Source organism: Bacillus sp. AK124 (genome assembly GCF_053903085.1).
The window spans coordinates 4297501-4315000 of record NZ_CP096378.1 but is presented as its reverse complement, the minus strand read 5'-3'; the positions used below and the strand labels follow the sequence as shown (position 1 = coordinate 4315000).

At 46.0% G+C, this 17500-nt stretch carries 18 protein-coding genes, 1 tRNA gene, 1 other RNA gene and 1 other annotated feature (2 of these 21 running past the window's edge); of the genes, 12 read left to right on the top strand and 8 right to left on the bottom strand.

Going from position 1 to position 17500, the window contains the following annotated elements:
- The 5 genes from guaB to serS form a co-directional block, all read left to right on the top strand.
- Positions 1–1067, top strand: partial view of an IMP dehydrogenase gene (guaB, locus tag M1E06_RS21730; RefSeq protein WP_020449769.1) — the 3' portion only. The gene continues 400 nt to the left of window position 1, outside the view; 1067 of the gene's 1467 nt are visible here — the last part of the coding sequence; its start codon lies off the left edge, out of view; it ends in the stop codon at positions 1065–1067.
- A 184-nt stretch (positions 1068–1251) separates the two neighbouring features.
- Positions 1252–2547 carry a D-alanyl-D-alanine carboxypeptidase gene (gene dacA / locus M1E06_RS21725; RefSeq protein ID WP_031305058.1) on the top strand — a complete coding sequence of 432 codons (1296 nt, stop codon included), beginning with the start codon at positions 1252–1254 and terminating at the stop codon, positions 2545–2547.
- Between the two features lie 186 nt (positions 2548–2733).
- Entirely contained in the window at positions 2734–3618 is an 885-nt protein-coding gene (pdxS, locus tag M1E06_RS21720; protein ID WP_020449771.1) for a pyridoxal 5'-phosphate synthase lyase subunit PdxS, read from the top strand.
- A gap of 21 nt (positions 3619–3639) precedes the next feature.
- A complete protein-coding gene (gene pdxT / locus M1E06_RS21715) occupies positions 3640–4230 on the top strand; it encodes a pyridoxal 5'-phosphate synthase glutaminase subunit PdxT (RefSeq protein WP_025810896.1) in 591 nt (196 codons plus the stop codon).
- A gap of 51 nt (positions 4231–4281) precedes the next feature.
- Positions 4282–4501: a binding site (T-box leader), on the top strand.
- Positions 4502–4558: 57 nt separating this feature from the next.
- Positions 4559–5836 carry a serine--tRNA ligase gene (serS, locus tag M1E06_RS21710; RefSeq protein WP_025810897.1) on the top strand — a complete coding sequence of 426 codons (1278 nt, stop codon included), beginning with the start codon at positions 4559–4561 and terminating at the stop codon, positions 5834–5836.
- A 28-nt stretch (positions 5837–5864) separates the two neighbouring features.
- Here serS and M1E06_RS21705 read toward each other — a convergent pair whose 3' ends face one another.
- From M1E06_RS21705 to M1E06_RS21690, 4 genes are all read right to left on the bottom strand, one after another.
- The gene (locus tag M1E06_RS21705; RefSeq protein WP_035337534.1) at positions 5865–6995 is read right to left on the bottom strand and encodes a glycerate kinase; all 1131 of its coding nucleotides are present in this window, start codon (positions 6993–6995) and stop codon (positions 5865–5867) included.
- 15 nt (positions 6996–7010) lie between these two features.
- Positions 7011–8279, bottom strand: coding sequence for a GntP family permease (locus M1E06_RS21700; RefSeq protein ID WP_026579011.1), 1269 nt, complete (start codon positions 8277–8279; stop codon positions 7011–7013).
- An 89-nt stretch (positions 8280–8368) separates the two neighbouring features.
- Positions 8369–9487: a CdaR family transcriptional regulator gene (locus tag M1E06_RS21695; protein WP_035337531.1), complete on the bottom strand. Its 1119-nt coding sequence runs from the start codon at positions 9485–9487 to the stop codon at positions 8369–8371.
- A gap of 29 nt (positions 9488–9516) precedes the next feature.
- On the bottom strand, positions 9517–9948 hold the full coding sequence (locus tag M1E06_RS21690) for an SMI1/KNR4 family protein (RefSeq protein WP_230588638.1): 432 nt from the start codon (positions 9946–9948) through the stop codon (positions 9517–9519).
- A 120-nt stretch (positions 9949–10068) separates the two neighbouring features.
- Between M1E06_RS21690 and M1E06_RS21685 the strand changes: the two genes are divergently transcribed.
- Positions 10069–10161 (top strand) — tRNA-Ser (locus M1E06_RS21685).
- A gap of 138 nt (positions 10162–10299) precedes the next feature.
- On the opposite strand, the gene M1E06_RS21680 is transcribed toward M1E06_RS21685, so the two are convergent.
- The 4 genes from M1E06_RS21680 to M1E06_RS21665 all read right to left on the bottom strand — a co-directional run bounded on the left by M1E06_RS21680 (position 10300) and on the right by M1E06_RS21665 (position 13491).
- Positions 10300–10941, bottom strand: a complete 642-nt coding sequence (locus M1E06_RS21680; protein WP_020449778.1) for a deoxynucleoside kinase — start codon at positions 10939–10941, stop codon at positions 10300–10302.
- Positions 10938–11561 carry a deoxynucleoside kinase gene (locus M1E06_RS21675; RefSeq protein WP_020449779.1) on the bottom strand — a complete coding sequence of 208 codons (624 nt, stop codon included), beginning with the start codon at positions 11559–11561 and terminating at the stop codon, positions 10938–10940. The genes M1E06_RS21680 and M1E06_RS21675 overlap by 4 nt, the downstream gene beginning before the upstream one ends.
- 85 nt (positions 11562–11646) lie before the next feature.
- The gene (locus tag M1E06_RS21670; protein WP_035337527.1) at positions 11647–12966 is read right to left on the bottom strand and encodes a glycoside hydrolase family 18 protein; all 1320 of its coding nucleotides are present in this window, start codon (positions 12964–12966) and stop codon (positions 11647–11649) included.
- 36 nt (positions 12967–13002) lie between these two features.
- Positions 13003–13491, bottom strand: a complete 489-nt coding sequence (locus tag M1E06_RS21665) for a cysteine hydrolase family protein (protein ID WP_229105635.1) — start codon at positions 13489–13491, stop codon at positions 13003–13005.
- A gap of 142 nt (positions 13492–13633) precedes the next feature.
- On the opposite strand from M1E06_RS21665, the gene tadA reads away from it, so the two are divergent.
- The 6 genes from tadA to M1E06_RS21635 all read left to right on the top strand — a co-directional run.
- Complete coding sequence (gene tadA / locus M1E06_RS21660; protein ID WP_025810903.1) at positions 13634–14116, top strand: tRNA adenosine(34) deaminase TadA; 483 nt, start codon at positions 13634–13636, stop codon at positions 14114–14116.
- 90 nt (positions 14117–14206) lie between these two features.
- Positions 14207–14472, top strand: an RNA gene (ffs, locus tag M1E06_RS21655) — signal recognition particle sRNA large type.
- A gap of 129 nt (positions 14473–14601) precedes the next feature.
- A complete protein-coding gene (dnaX, locus tag M1E06_RS21650; protein WP_035337522.1) occupies positions 14602–16302 on the top strand; it encodes a DNA polymerase III subunit gamma/tau in 1701 nt (566 codons plus the stop codon).
- Between the two features lie 26 nt (positions 16303–16328).
- On the top strand, positions 16329–16652 hold the full coding sequence (locus M1E06_RS21645; RefSeq protein WP_023856408.1) for a YbaB/EbfC family nucleoid-associated protein: 324 nt from the start codon (positions 16329–16331) through the stop codon (positions 16650–16652).
- A 13-nt stretch (positions 16653–16665) separates the two neighbouring features.
- Positions 16666–17262, top strand: coding sequence for a recombination protein RecR (gene recR / locus M1E06_RS21640; RefSeq protein WP_020449786.1), 597 nt, complete (start codon positions 16666–16668; stop codon positions 17260–17262).
- Positions 17263–17282: 20 nt separating this feature from the next.
- Positions 17283–17500: the 5' portion of a YaaL family protein gene (locus M1E06_RS21635; protein ID WP_035337520.1), read on the top strand. Its footprint extends 7 nt past the window's final position; only the first 218 of its 225 coding nucleotides appear in the window; it begins with the start codon at positions 17283–17285; its stop codon lies beyond the right edge, outside the window.

Below are 17500 nucleotides of genomic sequence, written 5' to 3'. Positions count from 1 at the left end.
TGGTTGGAATTATCACAAACCGTGATCTGCGATTTATTTCTGATTACTCCATGAAAATCAGCGATGTTATGACAAAAGAAGAGCTTGTTACGGCTCCTGTTGGTACAACCCTGGATGAAGCGGAAAAAATTCTTCAAAAATACAAGATCGAAAAACTCCCTCTTTTAGATGATCAAGGTGTTTTAAAAGGGCTTATTACGATTAAAGACATTGAAAAAGTAATCGAATTCCCGAATTCAGCGAAAGATGTTCACGGCCGCCTATTGGTTGGAGCAGCGGTTGGTGTAACAGGCGACACAATGACACGCGTCAGAAAGCTTGTGGAAGCCAATGTCGATGTGATCGTCGTTGATACCGCGCACGGCCATTCACAAGGTGTCTTGGATACCGTTAAGAAAATCCGCGACACTTATCCTGAATTAAATATCATTGCCGGCAACGTCGCAACTGCCGAAGGAACAAAAGCACTTATCGAAGCCGGAGCAAATGTAGTTAAAGTCGGTATCGGACCGGGTTCTATTTGTACAACCCGCGTAGTGGCCGGTGTCGGTGTTCCGCAAGTGACAGCGATTTACGATTGTGCGACTGAAGCAAGAAAACACGGTGCGGCGATTATTGCAGACGGCGGCATCAAGTTTTCCGGAGATATCGTCAAAGCCTTGGCTGCCGGAGGCCATGCCGTCATGCTTGGAAGCCTTCTTGCCGGAACATCCGAAAGCCCAGGCGAGACTGAAATCTACCAAGGCAGACGCTTTAAAGTTTATCGCGGTATGGGTTCAGTAGCTGCAATGGAAAAAGGAAGCAAAGACCGCTACTTCCAAGAGGAAAACAAAAAATTCGTTCCGGAAGGCATTGAGGGCCGTACGCCTTATAAAGGTCCGGTTGCTGACACAGTTTATCAGCTTGTCGGCGGTTTGAAATCCGGCATGGGGTACTGTGGAACAAAAGATTTGCACGCACTGAGGGAAGATGCGCAGTTCATCCGCATGACAGGCGCAGGCCTGCGGGAAAGCCACCCTCACGATGTACAAATTACCAAAGAATCGCCTAACTATACCATTTCCTAATCAAATATGACAAAAATTAAACCGTAGACAGAGTAATACTCTGTCTATTTTTTTTTGCTTCCTTATGATAAAATTTATAATGTTGTGTTTGAAAAATGTCTTAAAAGGCTTTGATATAGATTATTAGTCTGATGAAAAGCGGAGGTATCACGATTTGAAAAGCAAGAGAATAAAGCAGCTGATCATGTTGATCGTTGCTTTTGCCGTGACTGTAGGTGCATTTTCTCCTATGTCGACAGCAAAAGCCGCAAATGATCCAATTAATGTAGACGCGAAAGCAGCAATCTTGGTGGAAGCTTCATCGGGGAAAATTTTGTACAGCAAAAATGCCGATCAGCGTCTTCCTGTTGCCAGCATGGCCAAAATGATGACGGAGTATCTTCTGTTGGAAGCGATTCACGAAGGCAAAGTGAAATGGGATCAGAAGTACACGCCTGACGATTATGTATACGAGATTTCCCAAGATCGTTCATTATCGAATGTTCCTCTTCGTAAAGACGGATCATACACTGTAAAAGAGCTTTATCAGGCGACTGCAATTTACTCTGCAAACGCGGCGGCTATTGCACTTTCTGAAATCGTTGCCGGTTCTGAATCAAAGTTCGTAGAGTTAATGAATAAAAAAGCCAAAGAGCTTGGAATGAAAGATTTCAAATTTGTGAATGCTACAGGTTTGGAAAACAAGGATCTTCACGGCAAACATCCGAGCGGAACAAATGCCAATGAAGAAAATGAAGTATCTGCGAGAGACATGGCGCTCCTTGCCGATCATTTAGTAAGCGATTATCCTGAAATCCTCGATACGGCGAGCATTGCCAAAACGAAGTTCAGAAAAGGCACAGACGATGAAATGGACATGCCGAACTGGAACTTTATGCTGAAAGGCCTAGTTCAGGAATATAAAGGTGTGGACGGGCTGAAAACCGGCTCAACGGACTCTGCCGGATCATGCTTTACGGCTACTGCCGAAAGAAACGGCATGAGAGTGATTTCCGTCGTTATGAATGCGAAAGGCGACCTTCATACGGGACGATTTAAAGAAACGAAAAAAATGCTTGATTATGCATTTGATAACTTCACGATGAAAGAGTTTTACGCAAAAGGCGCACAAGTGAAAGGCAACGAAACGGTCACAGTCGACAAAGGGAAAGAAACTGAAGTCGGCGTCGTAACGGAAAAAGCCTTTTCAATGCCTGTGAAGAACGGTGAAGAAAAGAATTACAAGGCGAAAGTGACGCTGAACAAAGACGAGCTGACCGCACCTGTTAAAAAAGGTGAAAAAGTCGGTACCTTGACGGCCTCCTATAAGGGAGAAGAAAAGGACTACGGATTTCTCGGCAGCGATGTATCAGGTGTAAACCTCGTGACAAAAGAAGATGATGAGAAAGCAAACTGGTTTATTTTAACGATGAGAAGCATCGGCGGCTTTTTTGCCGGTATTTGGAACAGCATTGTTGAAATGGTAACCGGCTGGTTTTAATCAATAAAGGGCTCTATCTGATAGGGCTCTTTATTGTCATATTCAGATAGAATTACCATTTACAATCCTAACAATTTGTTATTAAAATAGAAATAATCTTCGTGTTTTTCATATGATTTTGTGGAATTATAAGATACAATAGGATTAAATCTGACAATTCAATCTTTGATTAGGGGGATCCTTGAAATGGCTCAAACAGGTACTGATCGCGTAAAACGCGGTATGGCAGAAATGCAGAAAGGCGGCGTCATTATGGACGTTGTCAATGCCGAACAAGCAAAAATCGCAGAAGAAGCAGGAGCCGTCGCAGTCATGGCGCTGGAGCGCGTTCCGGCTGATATCCGTGCGGCAGGCGGAGTTGCCCGCATGGCAGATCCGACAATTGTCGAAGAAGTGATGAACGCTGTTTCAATCCCGGTTATGGCGAAAGCCCGCATCGGGCATATCGTTGAAGCGCGTGTTCTTGAAGCGCTCGGCGTTGACTATATTGATGAAAGTGAAGTTTTGACTCCTGCGGATGAAGAATTTCATTTAAATAAAAACGAATTTACCGTTCCATTTGTATGCGGATGCCGCGACCTCGGAGAAGCGACGCGCCGGATCGCAGAAGGAGCTTCAATGCTTCGTACGAAAGGCGAACCTGGTACGGGCAATATTGTGGAAGCTGTCCGCCATATGAGAAAGGTGAATGCTCAAGTGCGCAAAGTAGTCGGCATGAGCGATGACGAACTGATGACAGAAGCGAAAAACCTCGGCGCTCCGTATGAGCTGTTGAAGGAAATTAAAGCCGAAGGACGCCTTCCTGTTGTAAACTTTGCTGCCGGCGGTGTGGCAACACCTGCTGATGCTGCTTTAATGATGCAGCTTGGCGCTGACGGCGTATTCGTAGGGTCCGGTATTTTTAAATCCGACAACCCTGCTAAATTCGCGAAAGCAATCGTTGAAGCGACGACGCATTACACGGATTACAAACTGATTGCAGAGCTATCAAAAGAGCTTGGAACTGCGATGAAAGGGATTGAAATCTCAAATCTGCTGCCAGAACAGCGTATGCAAGAGCGCGGCTGGTAAACACGAAGGAGACGGATTGACATGCTGACAATTGGTGTACTTGGACTTCAGGGAGCAGTAAGAGAACATATTCGCTCAATTGAAGCATGCGGAGCAGCCGGAAAAGTCATTAAGTGGCCGGAAGAGTTAAAGGAAATCGACGGTTTGATTTTGCCGGGAGGGGAAAGCACGACGATGAGGCGCCTCATCGATACGTATCAGTTTATGAAGCCCCTTCAGGAGTTTGCCGCATCCGGAAAGCCGGTATTTGGAACTTGTGCTGGGCTGATTATCCTGGCGAAGAATATCGCCGGAGCGAATGATGCCCATCTTGGTGTTCTAGATGTAACCGTCGAACGGAATTCCTTTGGAAGACAAGTGGACAGCTTTGAAGCGGATTTAACCGTTAAAGGACTTGACGAACCGTTTACAGGCGTATTTATCCGCGCTCCGCACATTTTGGAAGCGGGCGCAGATGTGGAAGTGCTTTCGGAGCACAACGGTAGAATCGTCGCTGCCAAACAAGGAAATCTGCTCGGCTGTTCTTTCCACCCTGAGCTGACGGATGACCATAGAATGACGAAATTATTTGTCGAGATGGCGGAAAAGCATAAACAGGAAGCCGTCGTATAAAACGGTTGAAAGCTGTTAAAACTTGTAGTACATTTATAAGACAATATAGATCGAAAAGCGTTGATAGGAAGCAGTAGGAAGCCTCTCTTTCCAAGAGAGCCGATGGTTGGTGCGAATCGGCGAAAGATGCTGTCCGAATCCATCCTTGAGCGAAATGCTGAACAGTCAAAGTAGGCATTTACGGGAGAACCGTTATCAAAATGAAGCGGAAAACAGGAGGAAGACGCCTGTTTTCAATCAGGGTGGCAACGCGAGAGCTCTCGTCCCTTATATTTAGGGGACAAGGGCTCTTTTTTTCGGTCAAATCAGTATAAAAGGAGCGAGGCAGATGCTTGATATCAAACTGCTGCGGGCAAATTTGGAGGAAATCAAACAAAAGCTTGCCCACAGAGGAGAAGATTTATCAGATTTTGATCAATTTGAGGAATTGGATACAAAGAGAAGAGAATTGATCGTCAAAGTGGAAGAGCTGAAAGGAAAGCGCAATGAGGTATCTCAGCAGGTTGCCGCTTTAAAGCGCGAGAAAAAAGATGCTGACCACCTCATTAAAGAAATGCGCGAAGTCGGTGAAGACATTAAAAAGCTTGATGAAGAGCTGAGAACGGTCGAATCTTCACTTGATAAAATCATGCTGTCTATCCCGAATATCCCCCATGAGTCTGTTCCGGTCGGTGAGACTGAAGACGACAACGTGGAAGTTCGCAAATGGGGCGAACTCCCCGGATTTTCATTTGAGCCGAAGCCTCATTGGGATATTGCCGATCAGTTGGATATTCTTGATTTTGAGCGGGCAGGCAAGGTTACGGGAAGCCGTTTCGTTTTCTATAAAGGGCTAGGCGCCAGACTTGAACGGGCATTGTATAACTTTATGCTTGATCTTCACGTAGACGAGTACGGCTATACGGAAGTCATCCCGCCGTACATGGTGAACCGCGCAAGCATGACAGGCACCGGACAGCTGCCGAAATTTGAGGAAGATGCCTTTAAAATCAGGGAAGAAGATTATTTCTTAATTCCGACGGCAGAAGTGCCAATTACGAACCTGCATCGCGATGAAATTTTGTCAGCTGCCGAGTTGCCGATCAATTATGCGGCGTTCAGTGCGTGCTTCCGTTCAGAAGCAGGCTCAGCTGGCCGTGATACGCGCGGTTTGATTCGCCAGCACCAATTTAACAAGGTTGAACTGGTGAAATTCGTGAAGCCTGAGGATTCATATGAAGAGCTTGAAAAGCTGACAAATCAAGCGGAGAAAGTTCTTCAGCTGCTTGAGCTTCCTTATCGTGTGATGAGCATGTGTACGGGCGATCTAGGATTTACCGCTGCGAAAAAATACGATATCGAAGTATGGATTCCAAGCCAAAACACATATCGTGAGATTTCATCTTGCAGTAACTTCGAAGCTTTCCAGGCCAGACGGGCGAATATCAGATTCAGAAGGGAAGCAAAAGGAAAGCCTGAGCATGTCCATACATTAAACGGCTCCGGCTTGGCTGTCGGCAGAACGGTTGCCGCATTATTGGAAAATTACCAGCAGGAGGACGGGAGCGTCATCATTCCTAAAGCGCTTCGTCCATACATGGGGAACAGAGATGTTATTCAACCATAAAAAGTGCGCGCCAAGAGGCGCGCTTTTTTTATGCGAGAGACCAGACGGCGGCTACATTTCGGGCACAGCGCGTAAGATTTGAACTTCCATCGGCAAGGGCGTTTTCCAAGGAGCTGATCCCTGGCACAATCGAAAAGAGAGCGGAAATGCCGATATCATAAACAAGCTCACAGCCTTCACCGAGCGATCCGGCAAATGCAATAACAGGAATATTCTCGCTGCAGGCGCGTTTTGCGACACCGGCCGGCGTTTTTCCGCTGACTGTTTGGCCGTCTATTTTTCCCTCACCCGTAATGACAAGATCGGCTCCTTTAATACGTTCGGAAAAAGACAAAGTATCTAAAACAATGTCAACTCCGCTTTTTAATTCCGCTTTTAAAAAGGCACAGAGGCCTGCTCCTAATCCTCCGGCCGCTCCTGCTCCCGGAATTGAATCGATTTCGCACCCCAGCTCTGCTTTGACTGCAGCAGCATAATGTTTTAAGTTTTGATCCAAAAGAGCAGTCATTTCACTGTTCGCCCCTTTTTGCGGCCCAAATACGGCGGAGGCTCCGCGAGGTCCCGTAAGAGGATTATCGACATCACAGGCGGCTTCAAAGTGGATATGCTTTAACTGAGGATTGAGGCCGCTCACATCGATCTTGGCAATCTCAGCTAATGCACCGCCCCCATTTTCAATCTCTTCTCCATTGCGGTTTAGAAACTTCACACCCAGTGCTGCAGCCATTCCCGCTCCGCCGTCATTTGTCGCACTTCCGCCGAGTCCGATGATGATGTTGGACACCCCTTTTTCCGCAGCATTGAGAATCAGTTCTCCGGTTCCTCTCGTTGTCGTTAACAGGGGATTCCGCTGTTCAGGGGGCACGAGGTGAAGGCCTGACGCTTCAGCCATTTCGATGACAGCCGTTTTTCCGTCGCCAAGCAGGCCGTAAGCCGCCTTTACCGGCTTCCCGAGAGGGCCTGTGACTGTTTGCTGTACGATATCTCCTCCGGTGGCGTCAATCAGAGCTTGAACGGTTCCTTCGCCTCCATCAGCAACCGGAATGTTGACGTATTCGGCCTCAGGCAGAACCGCTTTAAAGCCTTTTTCAATGCTTTTAGCCGCTTCAAACGATGTCATGCTTTCTTTAAATGAATCAGGTGCGATTACGATTTTCATGGTACCTGCTCCTTTTTAAATAAAGAATTGAAAAATTCCAAAAATCAAAGTTGAGATAATGGTTAGGATTAAGCCGATAACTGACTCATATGGAATCAGCTTTAACCGTTCTTTCATGGCCATGAAGACGCTGCCTCCCGTCGTATGAAAAAAGCTTCCGTGAGGCAGGTGATCGAGCACCGTTGCTCCGGCGTGAATCATTGCGGCACCTGCGAGGCCGGCGACGCCAAGATCAAGCAATGTCGGGCCGAATACGCTGCTGGCGACAGCTGTGCCGGCGGTTGTTGAGGCGGTTGCCATCGACATCAGCATGCCTGAAATGGGAGCTAAGAGAAACGACGGCAGACCCAAGCCGACAAGGGTGTCGGTAATGAAAGAATTGAGTTGGGAGTTGGCGATGATTCCCGCAAGCGTTCCAGTCCCGATCAGCATCACGGCAACACCTGACATCTTCGACAATCCTGAAGCGGCAAAATCCTTCAGTTTGCCCGCTTGTCCCGATGCAATCGCAGTGACGAGGCCTCCCGCCGGCAAAGCAATAATTGGATCAATCGTAATTCCTGCCGCAGGCCTTAAGGCGAGCAACAGGATGGAGACCATCGGACCGCTGATCGCCGCCCAAAATGCCGGCAGTTGTTGAGCCGTTTGGGTTTCAATCTCATTTGCAGCTACTCCTGTTCCTTTATTTGAAAGGCGTTTTGCTAGTAAATAAGTGGCGCCCAGTCCAAATATAGCGGGGATGATCCCGGCGGCCATCACGGATGTCAAAGGGATGTGAAAGGCATCTGAAGCAGCAATGGCATTAGGGTTTGGCGACATAATATTGCCCGCTTTTCCTCCGCCGATCATCGCCAACAGAATGGCTGCTTTGCTGATAAAGGTCCGCCTTGCAATCGCAAGGGCGATCGGTGCGACTGTGATGACGGCGACATCGACGAATACGCCGACTGTTGTTAAGATGGCTGTCGCCAATGTTAAAGCAAGCAGCGCTCTTTTTTCTCCAATTTTATTGACAATGGTTTCTGCAATCACCGCTGCGGAGCCGGATTGAATCAGAACGCCGGCGAGCACCCCTGCTGCCAAGATGCGGAGTACAGCAGGAATCATGTTTTTAGCACCCGCTATCATCAAATCCGTCGTCTCTATTAAATCTGCGCCGCCGATTAAGCCTCCGGCCAATGCGCCGATCATCATGCCGTAAGCCGGCGGGACTTTTTTCAGAATGAGAAAGATTGATATGGCTAATGCGCATAAGGCGCCTATTGCATTGATTTGAATATCCATCTGCATACCCTCCCTTACGTCCCATTGTAAACGCTTTCTGTACAAGGGAGAATTGGTCAGGTATACGGATTTCGTTCCTTTATCCTATATTAAAATTGTTCATTTGCACAAAATGGTGAAAAAAGCGTAATGGCTGTATACAGTTTGAATAGGTCGTCAAATCGTTTTGGATTGCATCCTGTCGCTATTTCAACCTTTCTCAGCCGGTAGTTTAATGTATTGCGGTGAATAAAGAGTCTTGATGAAGTTTCCCCGATTTCGCCGTTTTCTTCTATATAGCAGAGGAGGGTATGGATTAATTCGCCCTTTTGATCTGCTTGGGAAAGGCGGTCCCAGATGTTTTGAAAATGAATCTCCTGATCCGGACGCTCTATTTTTGATAACAGAACGGGGATCGCAAACTCTCGATAATCGTATAAACTAGAGCTGTTTTTAGCAATCTTGAGCGTTTGTTTTGCACTTTGATAGGAGAATGGCAGCTGCTCAAGCTGATCCGCCTGTTCGCCAAGCGCGCCTCTGACCGTTTTCCATTGGCTGAGCCAGCCGTTCCAAGATGAAAAGAGATCAGCCCTGCTTTTAGCGGGAGCGCCTGCCAGAATAACTGTGATCTCTTTTAAAGAAATATTGGCGTACAAATCTTTCGCGGTTAAATGTTTTTCAAGTTTTTTAATAAATGCCGGCTTCATATCAGCGGATGGCAGCTCAAACACAAGACAAGTACGCTGGCCGTCTAGCGGTATATTCAATCGCTCCGCACGTTCAAGGAAGTCAAGGGATGCTAGGTCGGCCCCCTGAATCATTTGGATGACCGTTTCTTCCCGGAGCCTTTGATCCCATGTCAGCTGTTTTGTTAAAAATGCCTGTTCGACAGTCAGCTCTGCTGCCATTTTAACAAGTTCACCATATCGGCTGACTTCAGAAGGCGGCCCCGTGATTCCAATAACGCCGATTATTTCATCATGAAATACGATGGGAAGGTTTACGCCGGGCTTTGTTCCCGTTAAAGCCGAGCATTCTTCAGGCGTGATGCTGATAACCCTTTCAGCTGCAAGTGCGTCCTTCGCTCCGGCGTGTTCATCACCAATTCTCGAGCGGTCTCCTGAGGCGATGATAACCCCGTTTTCATCCATCATATTAATGTTGTGCCGAATAATCGACATGGTCCTGTCGACAATTTCCTCCGCCAATTCTTTTGATAGATAATTCATTTCATCATGCTCCTGCCTAAGATCTTGTTTTAAATGGTGATTGTTCCCTCGATCCAGCCTTTCATGAATGGTTTTAAAGAAGATGCGGCCCATATTCGGCTGTCGTCTATATGATTCCAAACATAAATATCATTTTTCTGTATAGAGCCGTTAAAAATCGAATAAGCAAATAAATCGCCATTGCCCGCACCTGCTATAAATAACAGACAATCGAACGGCTTAAAACAGTCAGTGCTTCTCATGTCTAGATTCTCTTCTATCATTCTGTATGCAGGCCAAATGAGATGATCCCCGAATGTATCATTAATGCCGTCTGTCGTTTTTAAAAGGCTGACCAGTTCATCTGGAAAAGAGACGCCGAGGAGTTCTTCTGCTTTCTGAAGCTCCTCTGTTTCAATAGGTCTGTTCAGCGTGTAATCTTGAGGCAAACGTTCTATAAAATGTTTCCACAATGCTATCACCCTTTGCGTTTATCATTATTTTTGCATATAATGAGAAGCGTGAACAATAAAATAAATTTTTTATGAAAAAATCTCTTGACTTAAAAAGATAGGACATGTTATATTAATTCTTGTCGATACGGAGGAATACCCAAGTCTGGCTGAAGGGATCGGTCTTGAAAACCGACAGGGGTGTCAAAGCCCGCGGGGGTTCGAATCCCTCTTCCTCCGCCATTATTGATTTGCATTTTAGTGATTGACTAAGCATAAATTGGAGATTGTGTTGCCGCTGCCTGGATAGGGCAGCGGTTTTTTTATATGCACAAGCAAAAAAAGAGCGGCTCTTCATGGGAATCCGCTCTTTTTGCTTGTTTATCTTTGAATAGCTTCACTGATTTTTTCAATGATTGGATCGAGGGAGGCAGAGTTGTTGAACAGATCGTATTCATCAATATTGACTCTGACAACCGGACAGGCGTTAAAGCCGCTGATCCAGTTTTCGTACCTTGTGTACATTTCCTCCCAATACGATCTGTCGGTTAACATTTCCATTTCTCGTCCGCGTTTTTTGATGCGGTCGAGAATCGATTCCAAATCGCCCTCCAAATAGACTAAAACGTCGGGGCGGGGGAAGTAAGGCGTCATGACCATCGCTTCAAACAGGCTTGTATACGTCTTATAATCGACTTTTGACATTGTGCCTTTATCGGCGTGCATTTTGGCGAAAATGCCTGTATCTTCATAAATTGAACGGTCTTGAACAAATCCGCCGCCCGATTCGTAAATGTATTTTTGCTCTTTGAAGCGTTCCGCTAAGAAGAAAATTTGCAGGTGAAAGCTCCAGCGTTCAAAGTCTTGGTAAAAAGCCTCCAAATAAGGGTTGTTCACAACCTCTTCAAGAGAAGTTTTAAATCCGAGTCTTTTTGCAAGCTCTTTTGTCAATGTGGATTTCCCCACTCCTACCGTTCCGGCAACAGTAATGATAGCATCTTTCGGAATAGCATATACACTCATTCTATATACTCCTTTACTTGATCGGCAATTCGATTGAAAACGGCTTCGGAGATCACGAAGTCTTCCTGATCTCCGTTAATTTCAATAACGGGTATTGGCGGATCGGATTCTTTAAATTGCTTAATGGCAGCATCATAATCATTGATGAGCTGTTCCAGATATTGCTTGTCCATTTCCTGTTCAAACGGCCGTCCGCGTTTTTTGATCCGTTCCAATAACGTCGGAAGGCTTGCTTTTATGTAAATGATGACGTTTGGTTTCGGCAGATCTTCTGTAAGCAGATGATAAATTTTTCTGTATTTCTCAAGTTTTTTGCCTTCCAGCGTCCGTTCAGCAAAAATGAGGTTTTTATAAATATGATAGTCCGAAACAACGGGTATGTGGTGATGCAAATACTTCTTTTCGGTATCTTCAAGCTGCTTATAGCGATTGCAGAGGAAAAACATCTCAAGCTGAAAGCTCCATTCATCTTTGTCATCATAAAATTTATCAAGAAAAGGGTTTTCTTCGACGATTTCTTTAACCAAAGAGAGTGAGAGCTTTTCGGAGAGCATGCTGGCCAAGGTTGTTTTTCCCGCGCCGATGGGGCCTTCGACAGCGATGAAAGGGGCTGTGTTCATAGGTGTCCTCCTACTAAAGAAATTCATTTGTGAACCATACATATTGTATCACATCATCATCTTCTGCCATGAAAAAAACGTTCCTTTAACTTGGGAACGTTTCTTTCACAACATTAAATTGATCGGCTATCAAGAGCCAGTTTTGCGGGAAGGACAGGCCGAGCTTCCAATAGCTGATTCCCCTTAAATTCAATTCCCTAATCAGATCAAACTTTGCCTGAATCGAGCGGGCGTCTTCAAACCATACCTCATGCTGTTTGCCGGCATTGTCCGTATAGCGGAAGAAAGGAGCCTGGGCTGTTTCATCGTACTGTATCGCCGCATTGTTTTCACTCGCGATTGCAATTGCCCGCTGGGGACTGATTGCTCTGGCCAGCTGCCCGCCTGGCGTATGGGGGAGCGTCCAGTCATAACCGTACAAGTTCTGGCCCATGACGATTTTGCTGGCGGGCATTTCCGTGAGTGCGTATTCGATCACATCCCGTACGGGTCCGATCGGCGATACCGCCATCGGCGGCCCTCCGCTGTAGCCCCACTCATATGTCATCAGTACGACGAAATCGACAATCTCTCCGTGAGCCCGGTAATCATGGGCCTCATACCATTGTCCGGGCTGATCCGCTCTCGTTTTAGGCGCAAGCGCGGTTGAGATGAACCAGCCTTCCTGTTTGAAGCGGGCCCGTGCATCCCGTAAAAATTGATTATAGGCTTCTCTGTCTTCAGGCCTTAAGTATTCAAAATCAAAGTGGATGTCTTTAAAACCGTATCTTCTGGCGGCTGCAACAATGTTATCAAGCAATCTGTTTTTTACATTCTGGTCCGTCAAAATGATTCTGCCGAGTTCGTCGCTGAAAGCTTCATTTTCGAGATTGGTGACGATCATCATCATCGTAGTCCGGTGTCTGTCTGCAATTTCTTTTAAGTTGTTCAGCGGCGGTTCTTCGAGTGTGCCGTCCCGCTTCGCCTGGAAGCTGAAAGCACCCAAATAGGTCAAGTATGGCGAAGCCTCTCTTGCCGCCTGCTGTAGAGCGGGGCTGACGCTTTCTCCCCGCGGTTCAATATAAGCGTTTGTTTCAATGTTCCGTTTTGGCCGAGGGGGGATATAAAGCAGCAGCCCGACAGGCAAAATAGCGCTAACCTGAATGCGGTTGATCCTTGCCAGTTCAGCCGGAGAAATATTAAAGCGGGCTCCGATTAATGCTAATGTATCTCCTTGTCTGACCTCATAAAACTCGCCGGCGATCGGTATCACGATAGTTTGTCCGACAACAAGCCGATTCGGGTTGGGAATTTCATTCGTCGCGACAATTTCATTAACTGTTGTTCGGTAGCGATTCGCGATTTGATAAAGGGAATCGCCTCTTTTCACGACATAAATCTGAATGGGAAACGCCTCCTTTCTCATTGCTACCACTATATGAAGAAAGGAAGTGTTTCATGCTCAAGTTTCGGCGGTGATCTCTTTAACCGTCGTAATATTGGCGAACAGAACATTTTCCATCATCGTCAACGCATATTTGTTGTCTTTTTCATTATTTGAGGCAATGCAATCGTGCGGAATCGTGATATCGTACTCCCTCATATAAGCGTCGTTTGCCGTAAATAACACGCAAATATTGCCTGCGATTCCCGTAATAATCAAATGGTCGACATGAAGTTCATTCAGCAATGTTTCAAGGGCGGTGCCGTAAAAAGCTGAGTGCTTTGGTTTGATTAAGAAATAATCGTTGTTATTCGGTGCGAGCCGGTCGATGATATATTCGCTTCTGTCGTTTTTGCATTTCTTGATAATGGCAGCAATATCCGCTTGCCAAATTCCAAAGTGGTCATTAATGTATATGATAGGCCATTTCTTTTTGGCTGCGTGTTCTTTTAATGCCAGAAGATGCTCGGTCATGTTTCTGGTCTTTTTGGAAAGAACGTCACCCATATCGAATTGAAAATCATTAATGATGTCGACTATAATGAGAGCTGAATTGGACAATGCGATTGTCTCCTTTCAGATTGCATATTCCTTTAACTATAAGTTAGCCTATTCTGTCGGGCGAAAAACATTGAAAGAGTGCATGCGGATGACACAAGACGAGTTTTATATGAAAGAAGCGATCAATGAAGCGAGAAAAGCTGAAGAAAAAGGCGAAGTGCCGATTGGCGCCGTACTGGTTCTGGATGGCGAAATTATTGCCCGCGCCCATAATTTGCGGGAAACCGAGCAAAGATCGGTTGCCCACGCAGAGATGCTCGTTATTGAAGAGGCATGCCGGAAGCTGGGAACCTGGCGGCTGGAGAGATCTGTTCTTTACGTTACCCTTGAGCCATGTCCGATGTGCGCCGGAGCGGCCGTTCTCTCCAGAATCGACAAAGTGGTGTTCGGAGCGTCTGATCCGAAAGGCGGCTGTGCGGGGACTTTGATGAATCTCCTGCAGGAAGAGAGATTCAATCATCAGGCTGAAGTCGTAAGCGGCGTAATGGAAGAAGAATGCGGCAGGATGCTAAGCGATTTTTTCAGAAAGCTCCGCGCAAAAAAGAAAGCGGAAAAGAAAAGGGAGCTGTGATGACGGAAATTTGCAATTTAGGGTGAAACAAGTTATACTAATGAGTGCGTCACATGAAGACGCAGCTTAAATAATTTGATATTTATTTTGCCGTGCTAAGCGGGGAGGTAGCGGTGCCCTGTACTCGCAATCCGCTCGAGCGAGGCCGAATCCCTTTCTCGAGGTTCGTTTACTTTAAGGTCTGCCTTAAGCAAGTGGTGTTGACGCTTGGGTCCTGCGCAATGGGAATCCATGAACCATGTCAGGTCCGGAAGGAAGCAGCATTAAGTGGAACCTTCCATGTGCCGCAGGGTTGCCTGGGCTGAGCTAACTGCTTAAGTAACGCTTAGGGTAGCGAATCGACAGAAGGTGCACGGTAAATCAATCATCAAATTAAGAACTCATCTATTTTAATATAGATGAGTTTTTTTCTTAAGAAGAGCTTTTGGATTTGAAAGCTGCTTCATGTATAATGGAAATGATGAAAACAAGAGGAGGGCGTGTTTGTGAGTTACCAGGCTTTATATAGAGTGTTCAGGCCGCAGTTGTTTGAAGATGTAGTCGGTCAGGAGCACATCACGAAAACGTTGCAAAATGCCCTTTTACAAAAGAAATTTTCGCACGCTTATCTGTTTTCCGGACCGAGGGGAACGGGAAAAACAAGCGCCGCAAAACTGTTTGCCAAAGCTGTCAACTGTGAGCACGCTCCGGTCAGTGAACCGTGCAATGAATGCTCCGCGTGCAAAGGCATTACAAACGGTTCGATTTCAGATGTAATTGAAATTGACGCCGCTTCTAACAACGGTGTAGATGAAATACGCGACATCCGCGACAAGGTGAAATTTGCCCCGTCTGCCGTCACGTATAAAGTATATATCATAGATGAAGTACATATGCTTTCTATCGGCGCATTCAACGCCCTTCTAAAAACGCTTGAAGAGCCGCCGGAACATTGTATCTTTATTCTCGCAACAACAGAGCCTCATAAAATTCCTTTAACGATTATTTCTAGATGTCAGCGATTTGATTTTAAGAGGATTACCTCACAGGCAATTGTCGGACGAATGGAAAAAATCGTCGAAGCTGAACAGTTCAAGGTGCAGGATGGCGCCTTAGACATCATCGCCAGTGCTGCCGACGGCGGCATGAGGGATGCGCTGAGCCTGCTCGATCAGGCTGTATCATTCAGCGGAGATGAGCTGACGGTGGATGATGCGCTGCTGATAACAGGGGCTGTGTCACAGCACTATATTGGAAAGCTCGCCTCAACCCTCCACGAAAAAAATGTTTCCGGTGCTTTGGAAACATTGAACGAACTGCTTCAGCAGGGAAAAGACCCGGCAAAATTAATCGAGGATATGATTTTCTACTTCAGGGATATGCTTCTTTATCAAACGGCGCCTGATTTAGAAGGCGTTCTTGAAAAGGTGAAGGTGGACGAAGAGTTCCAAGCTCTGTCCCGGCAAATTCCTGCACCAGACCTTTACGAAATGATCGATATATTAAATAAAAGCCATCAGGAAATGAAATGGACGAACCATCCGCGTATCTTCTTTGAAGTTGCAGTTGTGAAGCTCTGCCAGGGACCAAAAGCAGGGGCATCCGCGGCCGCCCAGCCGGAAGTGGATAATCTCGTCAACAAGGTTCGGCAGCTTGAGCAGGAGATTGAGAAGCTTAAAACACAAGGTGTACAGGTTTCTTCGGCTCCCGCCCAGCCTAAAGAAACGTCCCGTCCGCAAAAAAGCGTGAAAAGCGCATATAAAGCGCCTGTCGGCCGTATTCATGAAATATTAAAAGATGCTACAAGACCGGACCTCGAAAAATTGAAGAGCTGCTGGGGACAATTGCTTGCCCAGCTTAAACAGCAGAATAAAGTATCGCATGCTGCCCTTTTAAATGACAGCGAGCCGGTGGCTGCATCTTCAAAAGCATTTGTCCTCGCATTCAAATACGAAATTCACTGTAAAATGGTAGCTGAAGACAATAATGGAGTCAGGACAAACCTGGAGCAAATTTTGGATGGAATGCTCGGCGGAAGGATAGATATAGTTGGCGTTCCCGAAGCCCAATGGGGTAAAATAAGAGAAGAATTTCTGCAGGATCATCAGCCGGAAGATTCTGAAGCAAATGAACCGAAAGAAGAAGATCCGCTCGTATCAGAAGCTAAAAAACTGTTCGGAGCGGAACTGATTGAAATTAAAGAATAAAAACATGAAAGAGAGTGGATTTGAGTATGCGCGGTGGAATGGGTAACATGCAGAAAATGATGAAGCAAATGCAAAAAATGCAAAAGGATATGCAAAAGGCACAGGAGGAACTGGCAGAAAAAGTACTTGAAGGTACTGCGGGCGGCGGAATGGTGACTGTTAAGGTAAACGGCCAAAAAGAAGTCATCGACGTCATCATCAAAGAGGAAGTCGTAGACCCTGAAGATGTTGAAATGCTTCAAGATCTTGTCCTTGCAGCGACAAACGATGCTTTGAAAAAAGTCGACGATGTAACAAATGAAACGATGGGTAAGTTTACAAAAGGAATGAACATGCCGGGTTTATTCTAGGAGGAAAATAAGAATGCAGTATCCTGAACCAATATCAAAGCTGATTGACAGCTTTATGAAATTGCCAGGAATCGGACCCAAGACGGCGGTCCGTCTGGCTTTTTTTGTTCTTAGTATGAAAGAAGACGTCGTGTTAGATTTTGCAAAAGCATTGGTAAACGCAAAGCGCAATTTGACATATTGCTCGGTTTGCGGACATATAACAGATCAAGATCCTTGCTATATTTGTGAAGATACGAGAAGAGACAAATCGGTCATATGTGTTGTTCAGGATCCGAAAGATGTCATTGCTATGGAGAAAATGAAGGAATACAGCGGACTGTACCATGTTTTGCATGGTGCGATTTCTCCGATGGACGGCATCGGTCCGGAAGATATTAAAATACCCGAATTGCTGAAACGGTTGCAGGATGATCAGGTGACTGAAGTCATTCTCGCGACAAACCCGAATATAGAAGGAGAAGCAACGGCCATGTACATTTCAAGGCTTTTAAAGCCGTCTGGTATCAAGCTGTCACGAATTGCCCATGGACTTCCGGTCGGAGGCGATTTGGAGTATGCAGATGAAGTCACTCTTTCTAAAGCGCTTGAAGGCAGACGTGAAATGTAGAGGGAGGAGATTGCATTACCATGGGGTTTCTTCGGAAAAAGAAGCTTAGAAAAGAATTTGATAACAAGCTGATTGAACAGCTGATCCATCAAAAGGAAGAATGGAACAGGCAAAAGCGGCTGATTGAAAACAGTCTTGAGCCTTCGCCAGAAGTTCTTTACGAATTAAAGGTTGCCGAGGCAAAGTACTTTTTTTATTTGCGGGAAGCAAAAAAAAGAAATTTAAGGATCGGCAGCTG